The 20,495-nt window shown below is 53.9% G+C and carries 15 protein-coding genes; 3 read left to right on the top strand and 12 right to left on the bottom strand.

Features of this window, described 5'->3' with window-relative positions; all coding sequences use genetic code 11:
* Window positions 1–65: 65 nt before the first annotated feature.
* From RID21_RS07185 to map, 6 genes are all read right to left on the bottom strand, one after another.
* Complete coding sequence (locus tag RID21_RS07185; protein WP_350187976.1) at window positions 66–1,127, bottom strand: hypothetical protein; 1,062 nt, start codon at window positions 1,125–1,127, stop codon at window positions 66–68.
* 1 nt (window position 1,128) lies between these two features.
* A complete protein-coding gene (locus RID21_RS07180) occupies window positions 1,129–2,541 on the bottom strand; it encodes an SBBP repeat-containing protein (protein WP_350187975.1) in 1,413 nt (470 codons plus the stop codon).
* A gap of 88 nt (window positions 2,542–2,629) precedes the next feature.
* Complete coding sequence (locus RID21_RS07175) at window positions 2,630–4,249, bottom strand: N,N-dimethylformamidase beta subunit family domain-containing protein (RefSeq protein ID WP_350187974.1); 1,620 nt, start codon at window positions 4,247–4,249, stop codon at window positions 2,630–2,632.
* 73 nt (window positions 4,250–4,322) lie between these two features.
* Window positions 4,323–5,213, bottom strand: coding sequence for an acetamidase/formamidase family protein (locus RID21_RS07170; protein ID WP_350187973.1), 891 nt, complete (start codon window positions 5,211–5,213; stop codon window positions 4,323–4,325).
* 40 nt (window positions 5,214–5,253) lie between these two features.
* A complete protein-coding gene (locus tag RID21_RS07165; protein WP_350187972.1) occupies window positions 5,254–7,428 on the bottom strand; it encodes a Kelch repeat-containing protein in 2,175 nt (724 codons plus the stop codon).
* Between the two features lie 241 nt (window positions 7,429–7,669).
* Window positions 7,670–8,467: a type I methionyl aminopeptidase gene (map, locus tag RID21_RS07160; protein ID WP_409999482.1), complete on the bottom strand. Its 798-nt coding sequence runs from the start codon at window positions 8,465–8,467 to the stop codon at window positions 7,670–7,672.
* A 205-nt stretch (window positions 8,468–8,672) separates the two neighbouring features.
* Here map and rlmB point away from each other — a divergent pair, with 205 nt between their 5' ends.
* Window positions 8,673–9,458 carry a 23S rRNA (guanosine(2251)-2'-O)-methyltransferase RlmB gene (gene rlmB, locus RID21_RS07155; protein WP_350187971.1) on the top strand — a complete coding sequence of 262 codons (786 nt, stop codon included), beginning with the start codon at window positions 8,673–8,675 and terminating at the stop codon, window positions 9,456–9,458.
* A gap of 43 nt (window positions 9,459–9,501) precedes the next feature.
* Here rlmB and RID21_RS07150 read toward each other — a convergent pair whose 3' ends face one another.
* Window positions 9,502–12,654 carry an efflux RND transporter permease subunit gene (locus RID21_RS07150; RefSeq protein WP_145185851.1) on the bottom strand — a complete coding sequence of 1,051 codons (3,153 nt, stop codon included), beginning with the start codon at window positions 12,652–12,654 and terminating at the stop codon, window positions 9,502–9,504.
* 69 nt (window positions 12,655–12,723) lie between these two features.
* Entirely contained in the window at window positions 12,724–13,995 is a 1,272-nt protein-coding gene (locus tag RID21_RS07145) for an efflux RND transporter periplasmic adaptor subunit (protein ID WP_350187970.1), read from the bottom strand.
* 161 nt (window positions 13,996–14,156) lie between these two features.
* Here RID21_RS07145 and RID21_RS07140 point away from each other — a divergent pair, with 161 nt between their 5' ends.
* A complete protein-coding gene (locus tag RID21_RS07140; protein ID WP_350187969.1) occupies window positions 14,157–14,894 on the top strand; it encodes a CorA family divalent cation transporter in 738 nt (245 codons plus the stop codon).
* A gap of 7 nt (window positions 14,895–14,901) precedes the next feature.
* On the opposite strand, the gene RID21_RS07135 is transcribed toward RID21_RS07140, so the two are convergent.
* On the bottom strand, window positions 14,902–16,074 hold the full coding sequence (locus RID21_RS07135; RefSeq protein WP_350187968.1) for an FAD-dependent oxidoreductase: 1,173 nt from the start codon (window positions 16,072–16,074) through the stop codon (window positions 14,902–14,904).
* 206 nt (window positions 16,075–16,280) lie between these two features.
* Between RID21_RS07135 and RID21_RS07130 the strand changes: the two genes are divergently transcribed.
* A complete protein-coding gene (locus tag RID21_RS07130; RefSeq protein ID WP_350187967.1) occupies window positions 16,281–17,783 on the top strand; it encodes a M81 family metallopeptidase in 1,503 nt (500 codons plus the stop codon).
* Window positions 17,784–17,795: 12 nt separating this feature from the next.
* Here RID21_RS07130 and RID21_RS07125 read toward each other — a convergent pair whose 3' ends face one another.
* The 3 genes from RID21_RS07125 to RID21_RS07115 all read right to left on the bottom strand — a co-directional run bounded on the left by RID21_RS07125 (window position 17,796) and on the right by RID21_RS07115 (window position 20,401).
* Window positions 17,796–18,137 (bottom strand): translation initiation factor, encoded by a 342-nt coding sequence (locus tag RID21_RS07125; RefSeq protein ID WP_145185866.1) that lies wholly within the window; start codon window positions 18,135–18,137, stop codon window positions 17,796–17,798.
* A gap of 29 nt (window positions 18,138–18,166) precedes the next feature.
* Window positions 18,167–19,960, bottom strand: coding sequence for an ATP-binding cassette domain-containing protein (locus RID21_RS07120; protein WP_350187966.1), 1,794 nt, complete (start codon window positions 19,958–19,960; stop codon window positions 18,167–18,169).
* Window positions 19,961–20,122: 162 nt separating this feature from the next.
* Window positions 20,123–20,401 carry a hypothetical protein gene (locus tag RID21_RS07115; protein ID WP_145041419.1) on the bottom strand — a complete coding sequence of 93 codons (279 nt, stop codon included), beginning with the start codon at window positions 20,399–20,401 and terminating at the stop codon, window positions 20,123–20,125.
* Window positions 20,402–20,495 lie beyond the last annotated feature (94 nt).

Here is a 20,495-nt window from a genome sequence, read left to right as displayed (position 1 = left end):
AGAGCGGAAGTGAGTGCGCGTCTCATCACTGTTTTGAAGTCTCAAAAACGCTTGATGCGGAGAAGTCAGGGCGTTCCCGCGGGTTTGGCCTTGATCAAAGAGAGGTAAGGCTGCGCTTCCGGCCAGCTGCGAACCTCCTCCAGTTTATCAGCCGGGACTTCGATCGATTCAAAAAAATGGATCGAAAGCTGATCGTCAAATTTCCCTTCCAGGTAACCAAAGGGGATCTCTTCCGCTTTTTCCTCTGTCGATGCCTGTTCGACACGCGGTGGGATAAACAGGCTCCAGAACTTCTGCGGATCCTGTTCGGTCAGCAGCTGCGCAAACCGTTCCCGGACTTTTTGACTGGCGGGAGAATCATCCAGGTTCCGCTGGACGAGAATCGCCTGATAAGCGAGAGCCCGGTTCCAATACTGTTCCGTCACGACATAGTTGGCAAAATGCAGACGGTCATCAAATCCCAGACTCAGGGGATTCCAGGGCGACGTGGGCAGCTTGTCTCCAGCAGCCAGCAGGTCCTGCATTTTACGGGCATCTTTATGGCGGATGGCGTACATGAAATGCATGCCACTGAAGGGAGTTGCCCAGACATTCTCCCGCACCGAATCCTTGAGTCGGATAATGACATCCCCATAGCGGGGAGAACCATGGGGCGGCCCGATACTGGCGAAGACCGCATCAAAGGCGCCATACAGAAGATTCTCGACAGCTGGTGTGGTGTGTGATAAACGATTGTGTTCCCGCTGCTGCTCTACGCGCAGGGAAACCAGTGCCTTCTGTTTTAAAATGTCCCGCAGATTTTCAAAATGGAGTCGGTTGACAATGGGCGCCGGCTTGGATTCGATCACCTGCAGCAGTTTCTGCTCCTGAGGTGTAAGCGGCGCGAGAAAGAGTTCAAACTCGGCCATCGTGCAGCGGGAGGTGATCTGCAGCCATTGCTTGAGCTTGGCATCAGTCAAGGGACGCTGAAAGGGGAGCGCATGAATGGCCTTCCGCCGTGCAGCGGCCAGGGGCGCTCCCGCTTCCTGTAAATCTGCTTTAGACTTCTGTTTGATTACCTGCTGTGCCTGCAGAGTGGAACAACAGGTGACCAGCAGACCAAGACTCAACAGAATTCGTAGGCTCATATTATTGACTCAGTTTGATCAGGAAAATGTCATTACTGCCCCGGCTGGTCAGTTTATGTTTCTGATAGCGGGTCTCTGGTGAAAACGCACCGGACAGATAGCAGTTATCGTTTTTGTCGACTGCGATCGCATAGCTCAAATCGCTTTTCTCGCCTCCCATGATCTCCAGCCAGTCCAGTTTTCCGTTGGGAGCAAAGCGGGCGATATACAGATCGCGGCCGCCGAGTTTCTTGAAATGCTGTCCCTGAAAGTTGACTTCATCGCTGAATTCACCGGTCGCGTAGCAGTTGTCGTGCTGATCGACGGCGATTCCCAGCCCGTAATCGATTTTTTCTCCACCACCGGTGCAGGCCCACGCAGGCGTTCCATCTGCATTGATGCGGGCGACGAAAATATCGTGCGTCCCCCTGCTCTTCATGACGGTGTCACCAAAGCGGGCTTCATTCTTGAACATACCGGTGATGTAGCAGTTTCCGCGGCTGTCCACTGCCACTCCGGTGCTCAGACCGTTTGCCTGTCCCCCGGAATTCACTGACCAGACCAGCTTGCCATTAGGAGAGAGTTTGGCGAGGAAGATGTCCTGTACCGCAGTATCCGTTCCCACCTGCTCTCCCGCCAGTTCAACCTGTCCGGTAATGTAGCCACAGACATAGCAGTTTCCGACGTGGTCTACGCCGATCTGATGTCCGCTCTGACCGCGACCGTTACCAGCCAACTGTCCCCAGAGCAGATTTCCGTTATTGTCGTATTTTGCGACAAACAGGGAACGGCCTTTTTTGTTCGGAGCAGTGACATCTCCGATTTTGACATCACCAGCGAATGAACCGGCAACACAGCAGTCACCTGCGGGAGTCACTGCGATTCCATGGCCGTAATCATAGCCTGCTCCGCCCTCACTCTGAGCCCAGATCAGTTTTCCGTCTGGATTATATTTGGCAATGAAATAATCATAGTCTCCCTGGTTATAGAGAACCTGATCGCCGATCTGAAATTCCGGGCTCTGGAAATGACCGGTCACAAAGGCATTGCCGGCCTTGTCGACTGCCACGGCGTAACCGCGATCAATCAGGGTTCCCCCGGCGGTCTGGATCCAGAGCAGTTTGCCTTCCGGACTGTATTTAGCGAGGACGAAATCCATGCCCCCCTTGCTGGTGACTTTCTGATCGCCGAACTCAGCGGTTTCCGTAAATTCTCCGGTCACATAACAGTTTCCGGCTGCGTCGACGGTGATCCCACGGATCTTGTCGTGTTTGAGACCTCCAGCCTGCTGAACCCATTCTACGTTCCGGGCTGACGGCTTCTCGTTCTTCCCGGTCGGCTGCCCCGCCTGTAGAGAGCTAGAGAAAAGAAGAGCAGTCAGCGTGACTGCCAAACTGGCGACATGCATATTCATACGACGGGTTATCCGGTTCATAACAGAGTTAATCCTGAAACATTGTCTTAAAGGTTGTTAAACGTATTCTAATCGACGTAACCGTGTGAACACAGTTCCGATCAGCGTCTCATTCTGATTTTGTAAACTGATCAATCACATTCCGCGTGACTCGAGAAACATCGTTGTCGACTAGCATCGAGGTAATCCAGCAGATCGAACCGACAGAGAAGACGTCCCCTCCCGAGTCGGTCTGATAATGAATCATGTCGGCTCCCCCATTGTCAGGGTTGGTTCCCTGCGCAATGAGGTGTACCTGTGGCGGCGAACTGGGAGAGATTTTATCTGTTTCGTGCCCGGAAGCGCCGCCGGGTATGCGCATATGTTGACTCTCTGTGCCGAACAGGTCATCCGCCTTGAGACCTGTCCCTGCCAGGGACCAGTGATCGGCGTCTATGACTTTGTAGGGAGCGCCCGTCATGATCCCGGCAAAGGAGAAGACGACCCCCAGCAGGTTGGCTTCCGATTCCTGTCGCGCGTGGTAACGACTTTCATAGGTCGACTCCGATTCGGGAATGGGAGGATCCATGGCGACGCCGCACCAGCTTGTGCAGTCGGAATTGTGATAGACTACGCGTTCGTCATCCAGGAACTCCACTTCGCAGTTCAGACCGTTCCCTCCCAGGTAAATCAGACGACCACCGGATTCGAATACCCAGGACTTCAGCCGGTCGTACATCTGTTTCGACCAGTACTCAGGGTGTGAGCTCAGGATAAGGACCTTGTACTGATCCAGGGGCAGAGTTCCCAGGTGGAACTGTGTTTCACTGTAATAGTCGTAAGACAGTTCCTGTTCTTCCATCCAGCCCAGCAGACGCCATTCAGAGTGTAGCATACCGCATCCCATGCGGCTGTAAATGGGATCCCGCAGTTGCTCATCCAGATCAATGTGCAGGTAGGGCTGCGGTCGTTCCAACGACAGAGGAGGATATTCTTCGACACAGTAGACGCCGAACGAAGGCTTCAGATAGCGTCGCAGTTCCTGACGACTGTTCACAGTGGGAGTTTCCGGCAGTCCATCTGGATTCAGATAGTTGCTTCGCCCCCCGAAGTTGTTATAAGCATTCCAGGTCAGATCACTGGCCAGAATCGCGATGTCAGACTGTGGCGTTTCCGGGGCCACCACCCAGGGAAACGTAAAATGATCCCCCGACTGATTCCGTATATGAAACATATACAGGCCCGATTTTTCCGGTGACGTGACCGACTGGCGCTGTACGGCTCCACGATAGCCGATGTCGTTCCAGTTGACACCTGCTTGCGAGTAATCCCCATCGGGGGTGACCTGCAGATTGGCCAGTGGTGCATGATCGTCAAAAGTACCAATGCGGCGGATGTATTCTTTTTCTTTGCCGTAGCGCCAGAGCTCTACCTGGTACTCGGAGGTCGAATGCACGCGAAACTCGGAGGCTTCCCCGGCGGTTACGCAACGAGGCCAGGCAAAGCCGTACAGTTTTTTCGACAGCAGGCGAAACTGGTAGACCTGTCCCGCCTGAACCTGCATCTGCACTCGCTTCGGGCAGTGATCGGTGTGCTGGAGGATCACTATGTACTCCCCTTCCGGCAGATCAGCGATCACGGCGCCGGAAGCGGTAGAACGCGTGCTGAAAAACTGGCCGTCGGACTGAAATTCTACCGCGACATCAAACAACGCGCTGTAATTTTCGTCGCTGACATATCCAATGAGCATGTATCCGGTTCCGTCACATAAAAGGAAAACAGTCGTCTGAGTCGCTTCTGATCACATTGAGACTGGGTCAGGTTCAGGAAGGATGAGCCACATACTTTTTCGGGACTTTGACCGCCAGTCCGCCTCCTTCATAGTATCCCAGGGATATTTCCGCCACATGCGTTAACAGGTCATAGGCTCGCCAGCGATTCCAGCCATGTTCTGATTCCATCCAGAGAATCAATTGCGCGAATGCTTCTGCCGTCGCACGTTCCATGGGGGTCCCGCTGGCAACGGTAATCAGTTCATCGGGCGTCTCAATACGGGGACCGGCTAATGTTTTGCCTTTGATGAGCTCGACCGTCAGTGTCGTGTGAGCGGCCATCTCCAGTCCTGTTGCAGAGAGTTCCCCCTGCCCCATCGCAGCATGAGCGTCGCCCAGATACAGAAAAGCGCCCTCAACAAAGACCGGCAAAAAGAGTGTGTTGCCTTCCGTGACTTCGCGAATATCCATGTTGCCGCCATGCGGACCAGCGGGCATCGTACTGGGCATGCCGTAAGCGGGAGTTGTGCCGATACACCCCAGCATGGGCTGATAAGGGATCGCGATGTCATCACTCCAGTAAACCAGCCCGTCGCGAATGGGGCAGACATGCGCGCCATCCGGGACATCAGTTCCAAGCCACTGACAGAGCTGCTTGGGATTACCGGTGTAGGTCGCACATTGACCGTCGCGCGATTCGATCTTCTCGATTCGGATCGCCAGCGCGTCTCCCGGTTCGGCGTGTTCCACATAAATGGGGCCGGTTACGGGATTGCTATAGGGGACCTTGCTTTTATCACGGCAGTCTCCGGGCTTCCGTATCTGACCAGAGAGCGCATCTTCCGTTTCGACACGAATCGTCTCGCCGCTGCTGATCCGGAGTCGTGGTTCCCGTTCGCGGCTGAATTCATAATTCAGATTCCCCAGTGACAGTTCCTGCATAACATTCATCCTGGTTTCAAGTTGTCACATCTTCAGAAAATCAGTCGAGCTGAGACTTCAACCACTGCTTCAACAGTTCTGCTGCGGAAGCCTTGTCTCCCTTGGAACGATCGACGAGAGTCAGGTCCTGCCCCAATACCAGTTGGCGGGTGAATTTGTCGTTTTCTGTGACTGGATGTTCTGCATCAAACACATCCGGATGGAAAACGACACAGTCCCAGCCTCCCGTACCGAAATTGAGTGAGTAATTCATGGTCCACATCATACTGCGGATGAACTCTTCCTGTGATTTGGCCTGTGCAGTGCGGGGAATCGCCAGCAGAACCAGATCCGGTTTCGCCGGACGGATGAGCTGTTTTGCATCAGCTTCGATCTGCTTGAGCGTTTTTCCGGACGTATCCCAGGTGGTGACTTCCAGTTTGGCTTCAGGAGCGATTTCCGGTAGCACTGACCGAATCAGCTGATCCAGAGGGGGCTGGGCAATGACTTTGATCGGCCGCTTGTCCTTGATGAGACTTCTGGTACGTGGAATCGCGATCTCCAGCGGTTTCACATCATCCAATGAGACCATGTTTCCCGTAATGGATGCCGCTAACAGCTCTGCCATTTTTTTGTGTCCCGCCATGTTGGGATGGATTTCATCACTCATCTGCATTCGCCAGGCGAGCGGAGCCTGTTTCCGCAGTGCAGACAGTTGCTGATAGGTATCACAGACAGGCACGTTCAACTCAGTACCCACTTTGCGGACGACATCACAATATTTAACCAGTTTTTCTGCGGGACGACTGGTGGTGGTAATCACGGCATTGGGCGTACAGAGCAGGACTTCCGCCCCCGCCTCACGACACTGTTTCACAATCGCGTGCAGGTTTTTCTCATAATCTTCCAGCGGAACCCGCGTCATGTCGTTCAGTCCAAACATGACCGTAACCAGGTCAGGCTGATGCTTGAGCACATCCCGTTCGATGCGCGACAACGCATTCACGGTGGTGTGTCCACTGATGCCGGCATTGATCATTTCCGGCTGAGAACCAGGAACCGCTTTCTGCAGGGCAATACCCAGCATGTCTGTATAAGCACGACGACTGCCGGTGTGATAATAGACGCCGGTCACGCTATCCCCGAAACAGACAACCTTCGTCGGTTTGCCAGCTTCGAGCTTGGCTAGCGTTTTGGGAAAATCACTCGAGGGGAAAGCACTCTGCTTCTGCTGGTCGAACCAGTTAGGAGGCACATAGAGGGACCAGACCTGACTGCTGAGTGGCTGCGCATGGCCGCCGGCCAGCCAGATTTTGTCCTGGAAGACGAAAGCTGAATGCTCGTGCCGCTCTTTCCAGACGACGTCCGATTTCAGCTCGGTCCAGTTTTTGCCATCCTGGGAATACCAGACGTCCTGCTTGTTGGTTGAGGGATTATTGGACCAGCCGCCAATCACCCAGATGCGATCTCGATAGACGACGGAAGAGAACCAGAGCCGCTCGTGCCAGGGGGCGTGGGCTGTTTCCTGTCTCCAGTGAACGCCGTCTGCGGAACTCCAGACGTCATTATTCGCGTGATATTCGGGTGTATAATTGCCACCACCAAACACATAAATTCTATCGTTCAATACAGCAGCCTGGTGATAGGCCCGGGGAGTCCAGCCGGCGTGTTCCGTGGCCAGCTTCCATTCTTTCCCATCGTCGGAATACCAGACATCGTTTTTGAGGCTTTTCTCGTCGCCGAAGTAATAGTTCTCGGATCCGCCGAGCAGCCACATCTTATCTTTGAAGGTGACGAGTGCGGCTGCCAGTCGAGGAGTCCAGTTCGCTTGTTTGGTAACCAGATCCCATTCTTTTCCGTCTTCGGATGACCAGACCTGATTCCCGGCGGAGTGACCGGGGAGCCGACCGTTATACCAGCCTCCCATGAGCCACATCTTGTCTTTGAAGACGACCGTCATCGGCAGGTCGCTGTGAATCCAGGGTGCCTGTTTCGTAACCAGTGACCATTTCTTACCGTCGGAAGATTTCCAGACATCGCGGGGAGGTGCTTCGTAAGAATTGAACCAGCCTCCAAAAATCCAGAGCTGGTCTTTATAAACCAGCTCCCCTTGTGAGTCACGGGGTTGCCAGTCCGCTTTTTCGGTGACCTTCACCCAGTCCAGTTTTCTGTTTTCGGCAAAGCCTGCGGTGGATATCAACAGGAACAACAGCGGCAGCAGGAAGGATCGCAGCATCTCAACTCCATACCTGATTGTGTGCAAAGGGTCACGCGAGCATATCAGTAACAATCTTAAGTAATTATTACCATACCCTGCAGTTTCCTCAGGTTGCAAGCGTACGCCTCCTGTGGCGCATGAGAACTGAAATAAAATTCGCGGGATTTAGAAGCGATACTCTGTTCAGATACCGCGCAGCAGCAAGCGCAGAGACTGTGAATGTCTGGAACGGCTACCGTCTGCTGTGACAGCGGTGCGTTTAGAAACGGTGCCCTGGTTGAGGACCTTCTTTGGTCAGCGTCAGAATTTCCGGGCCGGTATCGGTCATCAGAATCGTATGTTCGAACTGAGCCGAAAGCTTGCCGTCCTTGGTGCGGACTGTCCAGCCGTCGCTGCGGTCTTCAACGGTTTTCCAGGTACCGGCGTTCAACATTGGTTCAATGGTGAAACACATTCCAGGCAGCAGCAGATCGCGTTCTGAGCCTGAGACTGGGTAATGGGGAATGCCGGGGTCGGTATGGAAATCACGTCCGATGCCATGTCCCTGGTACTGCCGGACGACTCCGTAACCGAGTTCCGTCGCGAAATCATAAATCACTTCACCGATCTCGATGACACTGGAACCGGGCTTGATCGTGTTGATCGCCAGAAACAGGGATTCATAAGTCGCCTGAACGAGCTTTCGGGCTTCCTCAGAGACTTCGCCGACCAGGAAGGTTTCCGACTGATCGCCGTACCAGCCGTCCACGATACTGGTGATATCCACGTTGACGATGTCGCCTTCTTTCAGCTCGGTGTCATCGGGAATCCCATGGCAGACGACTTCATTGATACTGATGCAGCAGCTCTTGGGAAAGCCATGATAGCCTAAGGTGGCAGGTGTATGACCGTTGGATACCGTGTATTCGTGAACCACCTGATTGATTTCGTCCGTTGTAATCCCCGGTTTGACATACGGGCGCAGATGATCCATCAAACTGGCATTGAAACGGGATGCGATTCTCAGTCTTTCCCATTCGTACGATTTATAAATAATTGGATTTCCGGACAAAATGATCGCCTCTATCTCTTTTCATGTTCGAATGACAGTGATGTGATTCAGAGTGGAGAGAGTTCATGCATTCCGCTAAGATGCGTGCGGTGTGGCCCCACTGCAAACTGATTCCTGTTGCAGGATAATAGTTTCTGTCAAATCGCAGCAATATTCGTTATTCACTGCGATATGCTGAAATATAGAATAAACAAACTTACAAAGAATTCCTATGGTCGGAAAGCATTCTAAAGTAAAGAAAAATAAGCCTCTGCTGGGAAACCACCAGAAATGCTGGATCTGGGGAAGAAATGCAGTTCGGGAAACACTGTCTGCCGGCTTCTGGACGATCTGGGAATTGTACCTCTCTGACAGACTGCCTGCCGAAGAGCTTGAGGAACTCGAAGCCTGCGCTACAAAGCATTCCGTGCCGGTTGTGATTACGTCAGATAAAACACTGACACAAAAATGCAGAGCCGGTGACCACCAGGGAATGATCGCCAAGATGGCCCCCTTCCCGTATGCAGACCCGGAACAGATTCGACAGCAGACGACAGGCACACCGCTCTACCTGATTCTGGATCGGGTTCAGGACCCGTATAATTTTGGAGCGATCATTCGTTCGGCCGAAATTCTGGGAACGGATGCGATATTTCTTGGTGAGCAGGAGCAATGCGATGTGACCAGCCTCGTCTGCCGCACTTCGGCTGGGGCGGTGAATCATGTTCCACTGGCACAAGTGCCGAATCTGGTCGCATTCTGTCAGCAGTTGAAGTCAGAAAAAATCAACGTGCTGGGAACAGCGATGCAGGCGGAGGATACGCTCGTCGACTATTCCTTCACACACCCCACGGCTCTCATCGTGGGGAATGAGGGAACGGGACTGCATCCGGATCTGCTTGCCGCCTGTTCGCATCTCATCCGCATTCCGCAACAGGGACAGACCGAGTCGCTCAATGTCGCTGTCTCTGCAGGGATACTGCTCTACGAAGCCAGTCGGCAGCGTGGGTTCCAGTAAAGCGCCCCGAGAGATTACAACCCGTCTGTTCTGCACGCGGTGTTTATTTCGCAGGGGGAGTTGACTCGGAGATGATCTTGGAATCCGGTTTGCTGTCGGTCATCCATTCGCTCACGATCTGGATCACCACATACATGACAGGCACCATCACCACGCCGAATAATGTGGCAGCGGTAAGACCTGCGACCACCGCGGTTCCCAATGCCTGTCGACTCGCGGCTCCGGCTCCCGATGCGATTGCCAGAGGAATCGCCCCCAGAATCGCGGAGAACGCGGTCATCAGAATCGGCCGGAAACGGAGATTACAGGCTTCAATGGCTGCATCGCGAATCGAATTCCCAGCTTCACGCTGCAATTTCGCGAATTCGACGATCAGAATCGCGTTTTTACTGGCGAGTGCAATGAGGAGCACGAAGCCGACCTGGGTGTAGATATTGTTGTCCATCCCACGTAACATAGTCGCGAAAATCGCACCGAAGATTCCCAGAGGAACCGACAGAATCACGGATAGTGGAATCGACCAGCTTTCATACTGGGCACAGAGAAACAGATACACAAAGACCAGAGCCATCGCAAATATGAACGGAGCCATGTTCCCGGCTTCAATCTGCTGATAGGCAATCCCGGTCCACTCATACCCGAAGCCCTCGGGAAGAACTTCATTACAGAGTAATTCCATTCGCTGAATTGCCTGACCGGAACTGTATCCTGGTGCCGGGTTACCGGTGATCGCAGAGGTCGGATAGAGATTGTAGTGATCTACTTCCTGCGGTCCGGCACTGTTATTGACTTTGACCAGGGTATGCAGGGGAACCATGCTGCCACGTCGATCGCGGACTTTGAGACGCGTGATGTCCGCCACTTTACTGCGGTAGTCTTCATCCGCCTGAACCATGACCTTGAAAGTCCGGTTGAAAAGGTTGAAGTCGTTGACATAGGTCGACCCCAGTTCCGCCTGCAGGGTATCGAAAATGGAATTCAGGGGGATGCCCATCTTGATGGCTTTTTCGCGGTCGATATCCAGATAGATCTGAGGCACAGTGGCACTGAAACTGGTATTTAAGCCCCGCAGAATCGGATCTGAGTTCCCACGGTCCATGAGATCGGTTGTGGCCATCTGGAGGACATCCATTCCGGCAGCGCTGCGGTCCTGTATCTGAATCTGGAATCCCCCCGCATTACCCAGTCCCTGAATAGCAGGGGGAATAAAGGCGAAGCAGATCGATTCCTGAATCTGGGCCAGTTCCTTCTGTAAGCGCGGCACCAGGGCAAAGACGTGCAGATCGGGAGACTGTCTTTTGTCCCAGTTCTCCAGCGCAATGATGGTTGTAGAATAGTTGGAGGCGTTCGAGTTATTCAACATCGAGAAGCCCCCCATGGTAATCACGTGTGTTGCGGAGGGGAGATCCGCAGCGAGTTTATTAATCCGGTTCTGTACGACGCGGGTCCGGTTCAGAGCGGCACCGTCAGGCAACTGCGTATTCACGAAAATATAACCCTGGTCTTCGTTGGGCAGGAAGCCGCCCGGCACGGACATGAAACCGACTCCGGTCGCGCCAAAAATGACCAGCATCGGGATGAGCATAATAAACGCGCGTCGGACACAGGTTTTGACGATTCTCATGTAGACATTCAGTGACCGGTCAAAACACCAGTTGAAACCACGGAAGAAGAGTCCCTGTCGCTCTTTCGTCTGACGCAACATGATACCGCACATCGCGGGACTGAGTGTCAACGCACAGACGGAGGAAAACAGGGTAGCGATGGAAATCGTCAATGCGAACTGACGGTAAAGGCGACCGGTGATCCCTGGCAGAACCATGGTGGGTACGAAGACCGCCAGCAGCACCAGGGTAGTCGCAACCACCGGACCGGTGATTTCCATCATCGCTTTTGCGGTCGCTTCCTTGGGAGAACACTTTTCCGTATCGAGAATACGGGTCACGTTTTCAACCACCACGATGGCATCGTCGACGACAATCCCGATGACCAGCACGATTCCGAACAGGGAGAGCGTGTTAATCGTATAGCCCATGGCGAGCATAACCGCCATGGTCCCCAGGAGTGATACCGGGATGGTCACCGCAGGAATCAATGTGGCGCGGAAATCCTGCAGGAAGACAAAAATGGTGATAAACACCAGTAAAAGTGCCATGAACAGGGTTGTGACCACTTCATCAATTGAAGCAGTCACAAACTCGGTGGAGTCATAAGGGACGGAATATTCCAGCCCTTTGGGAAAGTCTTTTTTGAGACGTTCCAATACCTTACGTGACTTCTCGGCAACATCGAGTGCATTCGCACCGGGTAACTGGTAGATCGCGATCAAAGCGGCCGGTTTGCCATCCAGTTGGGAATAACCGGAATAGTCTTGCGCCCCCAGTTCGACGCGAGCCACATCCTTGATCTGGGTGATCTGCCCTTCTTCGCCGGTTTTGATGATAATGTCAGCAAACTGTTTGGGATCGGTTAAACGACCGAGGGTTGTCACAGTCAGTTGGAAATCCTGGTTATCGGGATTGGGTTCCTGACCAATTGAACCAGCGGCCACCTGCACGTTCTGCTGTCGGAGTGCATCGACCACGTCAGTCGTGGTGATATTACGGGTATCGAGCTGATTTGGGTTCAGCCAGATCCGCATGCCGAAATCCTTGGCATTCACCACATTGACGTCACTGACCCCATCAATTCGTTTCAGCTCGTCGTTGATATTAATCGAGGCGTAGTTGCTCAGGTAGAGTTCATCAAAGGTTTCGTCCGGCGAATTGAGGGCAATCACCAGAGTCATGTTGGTGGATTTTTTCTTGGTGGTAACGCCTTCCCGTTTGACGTCTTCGGGAAGTGACGGATTGGCGATCGCGACGCGGTTCTGCACCAGCACGTTCGCCATGTCCAAGTCGGTACCAACGTCAAACGTGACGGTGAGCGTCATGTTCCCATCGCTGGTACTGCTGGAAGACATGTAGAGCATGTTTTCCACACCATTGACCTGCTCTTCGATCGGGGTGGCGACGGTATCGGCGACCACGTCGGCATCCGCACCACGATAGGTGGCGGTGACGGCAACCGTGGGAGGTGTGATGTCCGGAAAGAGTTCCACGGGTAACAGCGGTAGCGAGATGGCACCGACAATGGCGATGACGATCGAGATCACGCTGGCAAAAATCGGATGATAGATAAAAAACCGGGAAAACATCGTCGTCCGTTTCGTTTAAATATTCAGTCAGGCAAATCAGAGAATCAAACTACATGGCCCTGTCGCGGCTCAGTTCTGCTTGTTGTCAGTTGCAGCGGCAGGTTTACCCTGCGCATCACCGGTTTTCTTCGGTTCCGCGGCGGGTTTTGCCTGCTGCGGTGCTGCCTGTTTATTCTGCTGCTGACCACCGGCGTTCTGCTGGTTTCCTGCAGGCTGATTATTGGTAATCGTCACCGGTTTCCCGGGACGGGCGCGCTGAATGCCTTCTGCGATATATTTCTCTCCCGGCTTGATCCCTTTCAGAATCACCCGCATACCGTTATCGAGCTGACCGATTTCCACCTGTCGCTTCTCAACGATGTTATCTTTCCCCACGATCAGCAGGTATTTCCCTGCGAGGTCGGTGCCGATCGAGACGTCCTGAACCAGTACCGCTCCGGGAATCGGATCGCCATACACGCGGACACGAACATACAGACCGGGATACAGAAAACCTTGCTTATTCTCCAGCACCGCTCGCAACTGTATTGTACCGGTACCCGGATCGATTTTGTTATTTGCAAAGTCGATGGTACCGATATGTGGATAGCCCTCTTCGTCTGAGAGCCCCACATGCACCTGCAGTGGATTTTTATCAGTGGGTGATCTTTTTTTCTTTAAAGCCTGCAGCCAGAGACGCTCGCTGGCATCAAAATAGACATAGATTGGATCCATCGTCACAATAGACGAGAGCAGTGTATTCTCACTCGACCCGACCAGGTTGCCGACATCGACCAGGTTTCGACTGATCTTGCCGTCAATGGGAGATTTGATTGTGGTATAGCCCATATTAATCTGAGCCTGTTCGATATCCGCCTGCGCTCCCATGACAGCTGCCTTGGCTTTATCACGGGCTGCGGTGGCATCGTTCACATCCTGGGGCGTGACCGCCTGTTTCTTTAACAGTTCGGTATAGCGATCCAGGGTTGCCTGAGCATCGACAAGTTGTGCCTTGGCCGCTTCCATCTGAGCATTGGCTTTATCCAGAGCCGCCTGGTACTCGTCCTGCTGAATCACAAACAGCAACTGCCCTTTTTTGACATCGTCCGATGGCTGGAAGTCGATCTTTTCCAGAAATCCTGCGACGCGGGCGCGAATATCCACGGAAGCGACGGAAGCCAGTGTTCCGGTGAAATCTTCATTGAAGACCACCTGTTTGACAACCGGTTCTGCAACTGTGACGGCAGGCGGTTTCATCTGCGGTGGTGGAGGCGGCTGATTACAGCCACTGAGCAGCAGCGTAAGGGGACAGAGTAAGACTAAAGATTTGAGAATTGAAAATCGGACGGGTGAATCGTTCACAGTGCTCCCTTTAATCGCTACCAAGACCTGGCATTCGTCTTGAAGTATCTCAGAATCCGGATCATTTCCATATATACGCGGCCCGTAGTAACAGGCATACTACTCACTTAGACACTCTAAATGCAATTCTCATTTGACTTAAAAAGAGATTGAGCAGCAAGATGCAGGATTCTTCAGTATTACCGGCGACGTGGAATGTCCCGGCCGAATTTCAAGATCGACTGGGGAAACAGGTCGGGCGACAGAGAACCATGGTTGCAGAAGGACACCTGTTGATCATCCTGCACGCGCCTCCTGAGCCGGAAGACACTTATCGTAAAGGCCGTTTCTTCTGGCGTGAACCGGATGCCACCTGGCACGCTTCTGAATTCAAAAGCAGTCCCGATGCGTTGAGTACGCACTTCGAAGAATATGAGACGCTGTTGGAAAACTATGACGAAAAGGTAGACCAGGCGACCAGCTCGCTCGATTACCTCGAAGTCCTGAATCACCTGGGGCCTCTGTATCGGGCCCTGGCGCATGCCACGCAGGCCCTGCAGTTGGCACGCGAGGCGATTCCGAAAGACAAACTGCTGATCGACTATCGCGATAATGCCTATCGACTGGAACGAACCGCCGAACTGCTGATTACCGATGCGAAAAATGCACTGGAATATATCGTCGCGAAACAGGCGGAAGAACAGGCCAAAGTTTCAGCACGCATCGAACTTTCGTCGCATCGACTGAATCTGCTCATCGCTTATTTCTTCCCGATCGCCACCCTCAGTACGATTTTCGGTTCCAACTTTCGGCACGGCTACGAACAGTACCTGACTCCCTACCCCTTCTGGATCATGGTGGCGACCGGACTGGGACTCGGTTTTTTGATTCACCTGTTTCTCAAACGGGGTCCGCGGTGAACGACGACTACTTACCAGGCTGAGAACTGTGTAACCAGCCGGTCTTGAAGCCACAGAGGGTTTTGAGCATCTGCTCGCGCAAGACTGGAGTCTGACTCATGACGGGCAGACTGAGATCGCGGCCCCAGCCGCGGAGTACTCCGGGCGATTGAAAGAACGGCGAGAGCCAGCCCGTGATCCGCTGATAGAAACGAAGCTTGCTGCGTCGGCGGGATTCATAGAGGTGACAGGCAGACTGAAAGTCCCCCTGCTGCTGCAGGCATTCGGCGAAGATCCAGACATCCTCCAGTGCCAGATTGGCCCCCTGCCCCAGATGCGGGCTGGTGGGGTGAGCGGCGTCTCCCATAAAAATGACACGCTCTGCATGCCAGTTACGAAGTGAGATGCTGCGATAAGTGGTAAAGGTGTAATCCTGAAAGCCGGTAGTCTGACTCACCAGTTCTTCTGCCAGCGGACAGAGCGTCAGCACTTCCTGTTTCCACTGGTCGAACCCCTGCTGCTGGTAGCGGGAAAACTGGTCTGCCGTCAGTCCCCAGAAGAAGCTGCATTCATCCTGCCCGATAGGTAACAGCCCGGCCAGCCGACGTGTCCCCGAGACCAGCTGCAGCAGATGATCGCGAACCGCGGTGCATTTTCCCGTGGCCCAAAGCGCCCCGTACTCGTATTCGACGCCCCGCTGCGGAATCCCGCTGACCGAACGCAGCTGAGAACGCGAGCCATCGACGGCGATCAGAAAATCGAACTGCTCTGCACATTCTCCCTGTTCCAAGTGCAGGGTCAATCCGGCTGATCCACTCTGGTATCCGATCACCCGGGATCCTTCGCGTATTTCAGTTCCCGCCTGTTGAGCGAGGTTCAGCAAGGCGGCAAACAGACGCCCCCGATGCACTCCCAGCCCAAACAGATCGGAATGCAGTCGCTGGTATTCCAGACGAATCAGACGCTTACCTGACTCCCGGACGGCTTCAATCGCATTAAGTCGAGCGGACTCCGCAGCGATCTGTTCATAGAGGCCCAACTGCTGGAGAACCCACTGTCCCACAGGCTGGATCATGATCCCCGCCCCCACCGGACCACAATGCACCGCCTGTTCAAAGAGCGTCACAGAATGCCCCTGTCTGGCGAGCAGAGCTGCGGCAGCCGTCCCCGCGATACCACCACCTGCGATCGCAATCTTCATGTTACCGGCTCTATGTTCGAAAGTTTCTGGAGGAGAGGCCTGACTGGCAGACTCACTACATAATGAAAATCAGACATTCTGAAAAGAGGAAACCAGAGTGTGGATTCGCTTTCTTTTTCTGAAATCTTTAACTATGTTAAATAACACAGATCCGATCTGTACCTCTGGTGCTCATCCATCCCACTAACCTCCCAGGAGTCTTCCTCATGCGAATCGCAACCGGCGGTGTGCTTCATGAAACCAGCACTTACTCTGATCTTCCTACCACGCTGAATGATTTCATCAATGACCGTGGTCTGTTTCGTGGTCAGGAGATCATGGAGACGTTTCCCGGCGCAAATGTCTGTATTGGCGGCTTCATTGACGCAGCCAAACGACACGGATTCGAACTGATTCCGCTGCTGTGGACGTTTGCATTTCCCAGCGGTCTGATTGAACGGAAGACTTATGACGATCTGCTGGCTGAGTTCCTGGAGCGGCTGAAAGCGGCCGAAGACGAAGGGGGCCCGGTCGACGGTGTGCTGCTCGACCTGCACGGGGCGATGGTCATCGATGGCATTGAGGATGGCGACGGCCACTTCATTTCGAAAGTACGCGAATACCTGGGGGACGACCGGCCGATCCTGGTGACTCCAGACATGCACGGCAACCATTCTCCACTCCGCGTGGAACAGGCGACCGCCATCCTGGGTTACGATACCTATCCGCATATCGACATGAATGAGCGCGGGCAGGAAGCCGCGGATCTCATCGTGCGGATTATCAATGGCGAGGTCAAACCGGTGATGACACTCCGGCAGATTCCATTGTTCTGGAGCACTGCCTGCCAGGTAACCGCACACATGCCGATGAGAGAGGTCATGGATTACGCACACGAAATCGAAACCCGCCCCGGTATTCTAGGCGTCACCGTCTCGACGGGATTCCCCTGGGCCGATATACCTGAGGTCGGACCGTCGATCATCGTCGTGGCTGACAATGACCAGGAACTGGCAGACAAAACGGCGGACGAACTGAGTGGCTGGATCTGGGAACGGCGGCGACGCTGGTACAAATTGCCTTTCTCGGTCAACGATGCGATCAAAGAGGGACAGGAAATTGGCAAGTTTCCGATCATCCTGGCTGACCATGCTGATAATACAGGTGGTGGTACCGCCGGCGATTCGACCGAGATCCTGCAGACCTTTCTGGACATGAAACTGGACAAGGCTTTGATTCTGTATATCGTCGATCCCGAGGTCGTGGCGCTGGCACATGAAGCTGGCGTGGGAGGCACAATTGAAACTGAGGTCGGCGGCAAGTCTGATCCGATTCAGGGGCCTCCGGTGAAGATGAAAGCCACCGTCAAAGCACTGTCTCAGGGCGAGTTCAAGTACGATGGCCCGATGTATGCAGGACTGACGGGGAACATGGGTCCCTCTGCCTGGATTCAGCAGGATGGTGTCAACGTGGTGGTGGTGACTGCCCGCGAACAGCCTTTCGGCCCGGCGTTTTCCAAGACGCTGGGAATTGATTGTGAATCGATGAACTACATCTCAGTCAAATCATCGGCGCACTTCCGAGCCAGTTTTGAACCATTCGCCGGCTCGATCTTCAACGTGGAAGCCCGCGCGATTCACACGCACGACTTTGCCAAACTGAATCACCAGCGTAGAAAGCAGGATTTCTATCCGGTCGAAATCCCTTACGAAACGGCACCTGAAATTTAAGCAGCGGGAGATTCAACCTTTAACCTTGAAGCCCATCTGCTGGAGAGTCTCGCGGACCCGGTCCAGTTGTTCTCCCTGAATTTCCAGATCTTCGTCCTTGAGTGCGCCGCCGGCGCCACAGCGGTCTTTGATCTGTTTCAAGAGTTCAGGGAGATCGTTGCCTTCCGCGGGTAAACCTCGGATCACGGTGACGCGTTTCCCCTTTTTGCGTTTTTCAATCGACAGCCGCGCGGTCTGCTGCTCGGGAGGAATTCGAAACGGTGGTTCGGGCGGGCAGATGCACTCTTCTTCCAGCTGATCGCATTTTTCACAGCGGGGAGGTCGATCAAAGGGAGTTCCTTCAAACAGGCGCATGGTATCTCCTTCGTGGTTTGAATCCGCGGTTATTGAACGCGCGATTCCAGTTCTTCCCAGCGTTCGAGCAGACGTTCCAGTTCGCTCTGAATCGTTTGCAGACGATTTGAAGCGTCCGTAATGACATCATTGCTCTGTTTAAAAAAGTCAGGATCAGACATCGCCGACTGCAGTTCGGTCTGTTCCTGTTCCAGTGCTTCGATCTGTTGAGGAATCTGTTCCAGTTCCCGTTCTTCTTTATAAGTCAGCTTGGCCTTCGGCTTGGTTTTTTCCGGGCTGGCTACTGGTTGGTTTTTTGACTCTGGCTTCTTCTCTTCGACGGCTTTGCTGTTTTCGGACTGTCTGAGATAATCATCGTAACCGCCTGCGTATTCCTTGACGGTTCCATCTCCATCAACGACGAGTGTGGCGGTGACCACGTTATTCAGAAAGGCCCGGTCGTGGCTGACAAGCAGCAGCGTTGCGGGATGATTACAGATCAGTTCTTCCAGCAGTTCCAGGGTTTCTGCATCCAGATCGTTGGTCGGTTCGTCCAGCACGAACAGGTTGGCCGGGCGTTTGAAGAGCTTGGCGAGTAATAACCGGTTGCGCTCCCCCCCGGAGAGGAAGCGGGCCGGTCGGCGGGCCCGTTCCGGCGTGAAGAGAAAATCCTGCAGGTAACCGTAAATGTTGCGGGGTTTGCCATCGATGGTGAGCGTCTCCTGACCTTCACCAACGTTTTCGATCACCGTTTTCTCTTCTTCGATCTGCTCGCGGAGCTGGTCGAAGTACAGGACTTCCAGATTGGTTCCGACACGAATCGTGCCACTGTCCGGCTGTAAGTCTCCCAGCATCAATTTCAACAGCGTGGTCTTGCCGGCACCATTGCGGCCGATGATTCCGATTTTGTCTCCCCGAGAGATGAGTGTCGTAAAGTTGCGAATGACCGGTTCGTCACCATACGAGAACGAGACATCTTTGGCTTCGATCACCATTTGCCCCGAGCGGTCGGCACTGGCAACCTGCAGATTGACGTTCCCCACCTGGGTGCGGCGTTGTTTGCGTTCTTCCCGCATTTTCTTCAAGGCTCGGACGCGTCCTTCGTTGCGGGTACGACGGGCCTTGATACCCTGTCGGATCCAGACCTCTTCTTCTGCGAGCTTCTTATCGAATAATGCGTTCTGTTTTTCTTCCGCTTCGAGAAACGCTTCTTTGCGTTTGAGGAAGGTATCGTAGTCGCAGGTCCAGTCGTACATGTGACCGCGGTCGATTTCGATGATCCGCGTTGCCAGAGCCTGCAGGAAGACCCGGTCATGAGTGACGAACAGGAGTGTTCCCTCATAGGATTGCAGGAACTGTTCCAGCCATTTGATTGCGGGAATATCCAGATGGTTGGTCGGTTCGTCGAGTAGCAGGATGTCCGGCGCCTGCACAATTGCCCGCGCCAGTAATACCCGGCGTTTCATACCCGAGGAGAGGGATTCGAAGATTTCATCGCCGACCAGCCCCATGCGAGCGAGGATCTGATCGACAGCATGATCGACTTCCCAGTCATGCTCGTAGAAGGGGGCCGCCGCTTCCGCGACGAATTCATGGATCTGGTGTGCGCCTCCTGCGGGGACTTCCTGAACGAGTCGTGCCACGCGGAGGTCTTTATCGCGTTTGATGTCCCCGTGGTCCGCATCCAGTTCGCCTGCGATGATTTTCATCAGCGTGGATTTACCGGCCCCGTTTCGTCCCAGCAGCCCGATGCGTTCTCCCGCATTGATTTCGAGACTGATGCCATCCAGCAGTGGCGGACCACTCCAGGTAAAGGAGACTTCACTCAAGCTCAACAGTGACATTACTCAGCACTTCCGCTCACATGGATATAAAAAAACCCGACTCGCATGGTCGGGAATCGCTTGCACACGGACATGTTAAGTTCAGCTTCCGGAATCTGCAATGCCGGCGCGGAGCGGGATTGATGAGAACCGGGGGATAAACGACCTGCCGGTTTCGGAAGTTTAAAGACGTTTGCGACCGGAGAGCAGGCTGAGGACGGCAACAAACAGGGACGCCCCGATAATGGACCAGACCACCGGATAGTTTCGCCCACCCAGCGGAATCGAGAGAATTTCGGGCAGTTCGAGAGCCATGGCGAGTTTGCTGCCGATCAGAGCGCCGATAAATCCCAGCGCAATCGACACCAGGCAGCCCCCGCGCGTCGAGCCGGCCAGTGCCCGGGCGATACTGCCACACAGTCCTGAAACTACCAGCAGGATGATCAGTTCCGTTAAATCCATGGAATCCCTTAAGCGTCTAATGAAGCAAGATGAATGGGGGGCAGTCTGTCGGAAGCACAGACTCTGCAACCATACTCTAGGTCAGGTTGGACAG

Source organism: Gimesia sp. (assembly GCF_040219335.1).
Taxonomy (GTDB): Bacteria; Planctomycetota; Planctomycetia; order Planctomycetales; family Planctomycetaceae; genus Gimesia.
Note: the sequence above shows the minus strand (reverse complement) of the source record. Positions and strands in the feature narration are given on the sequence as shown.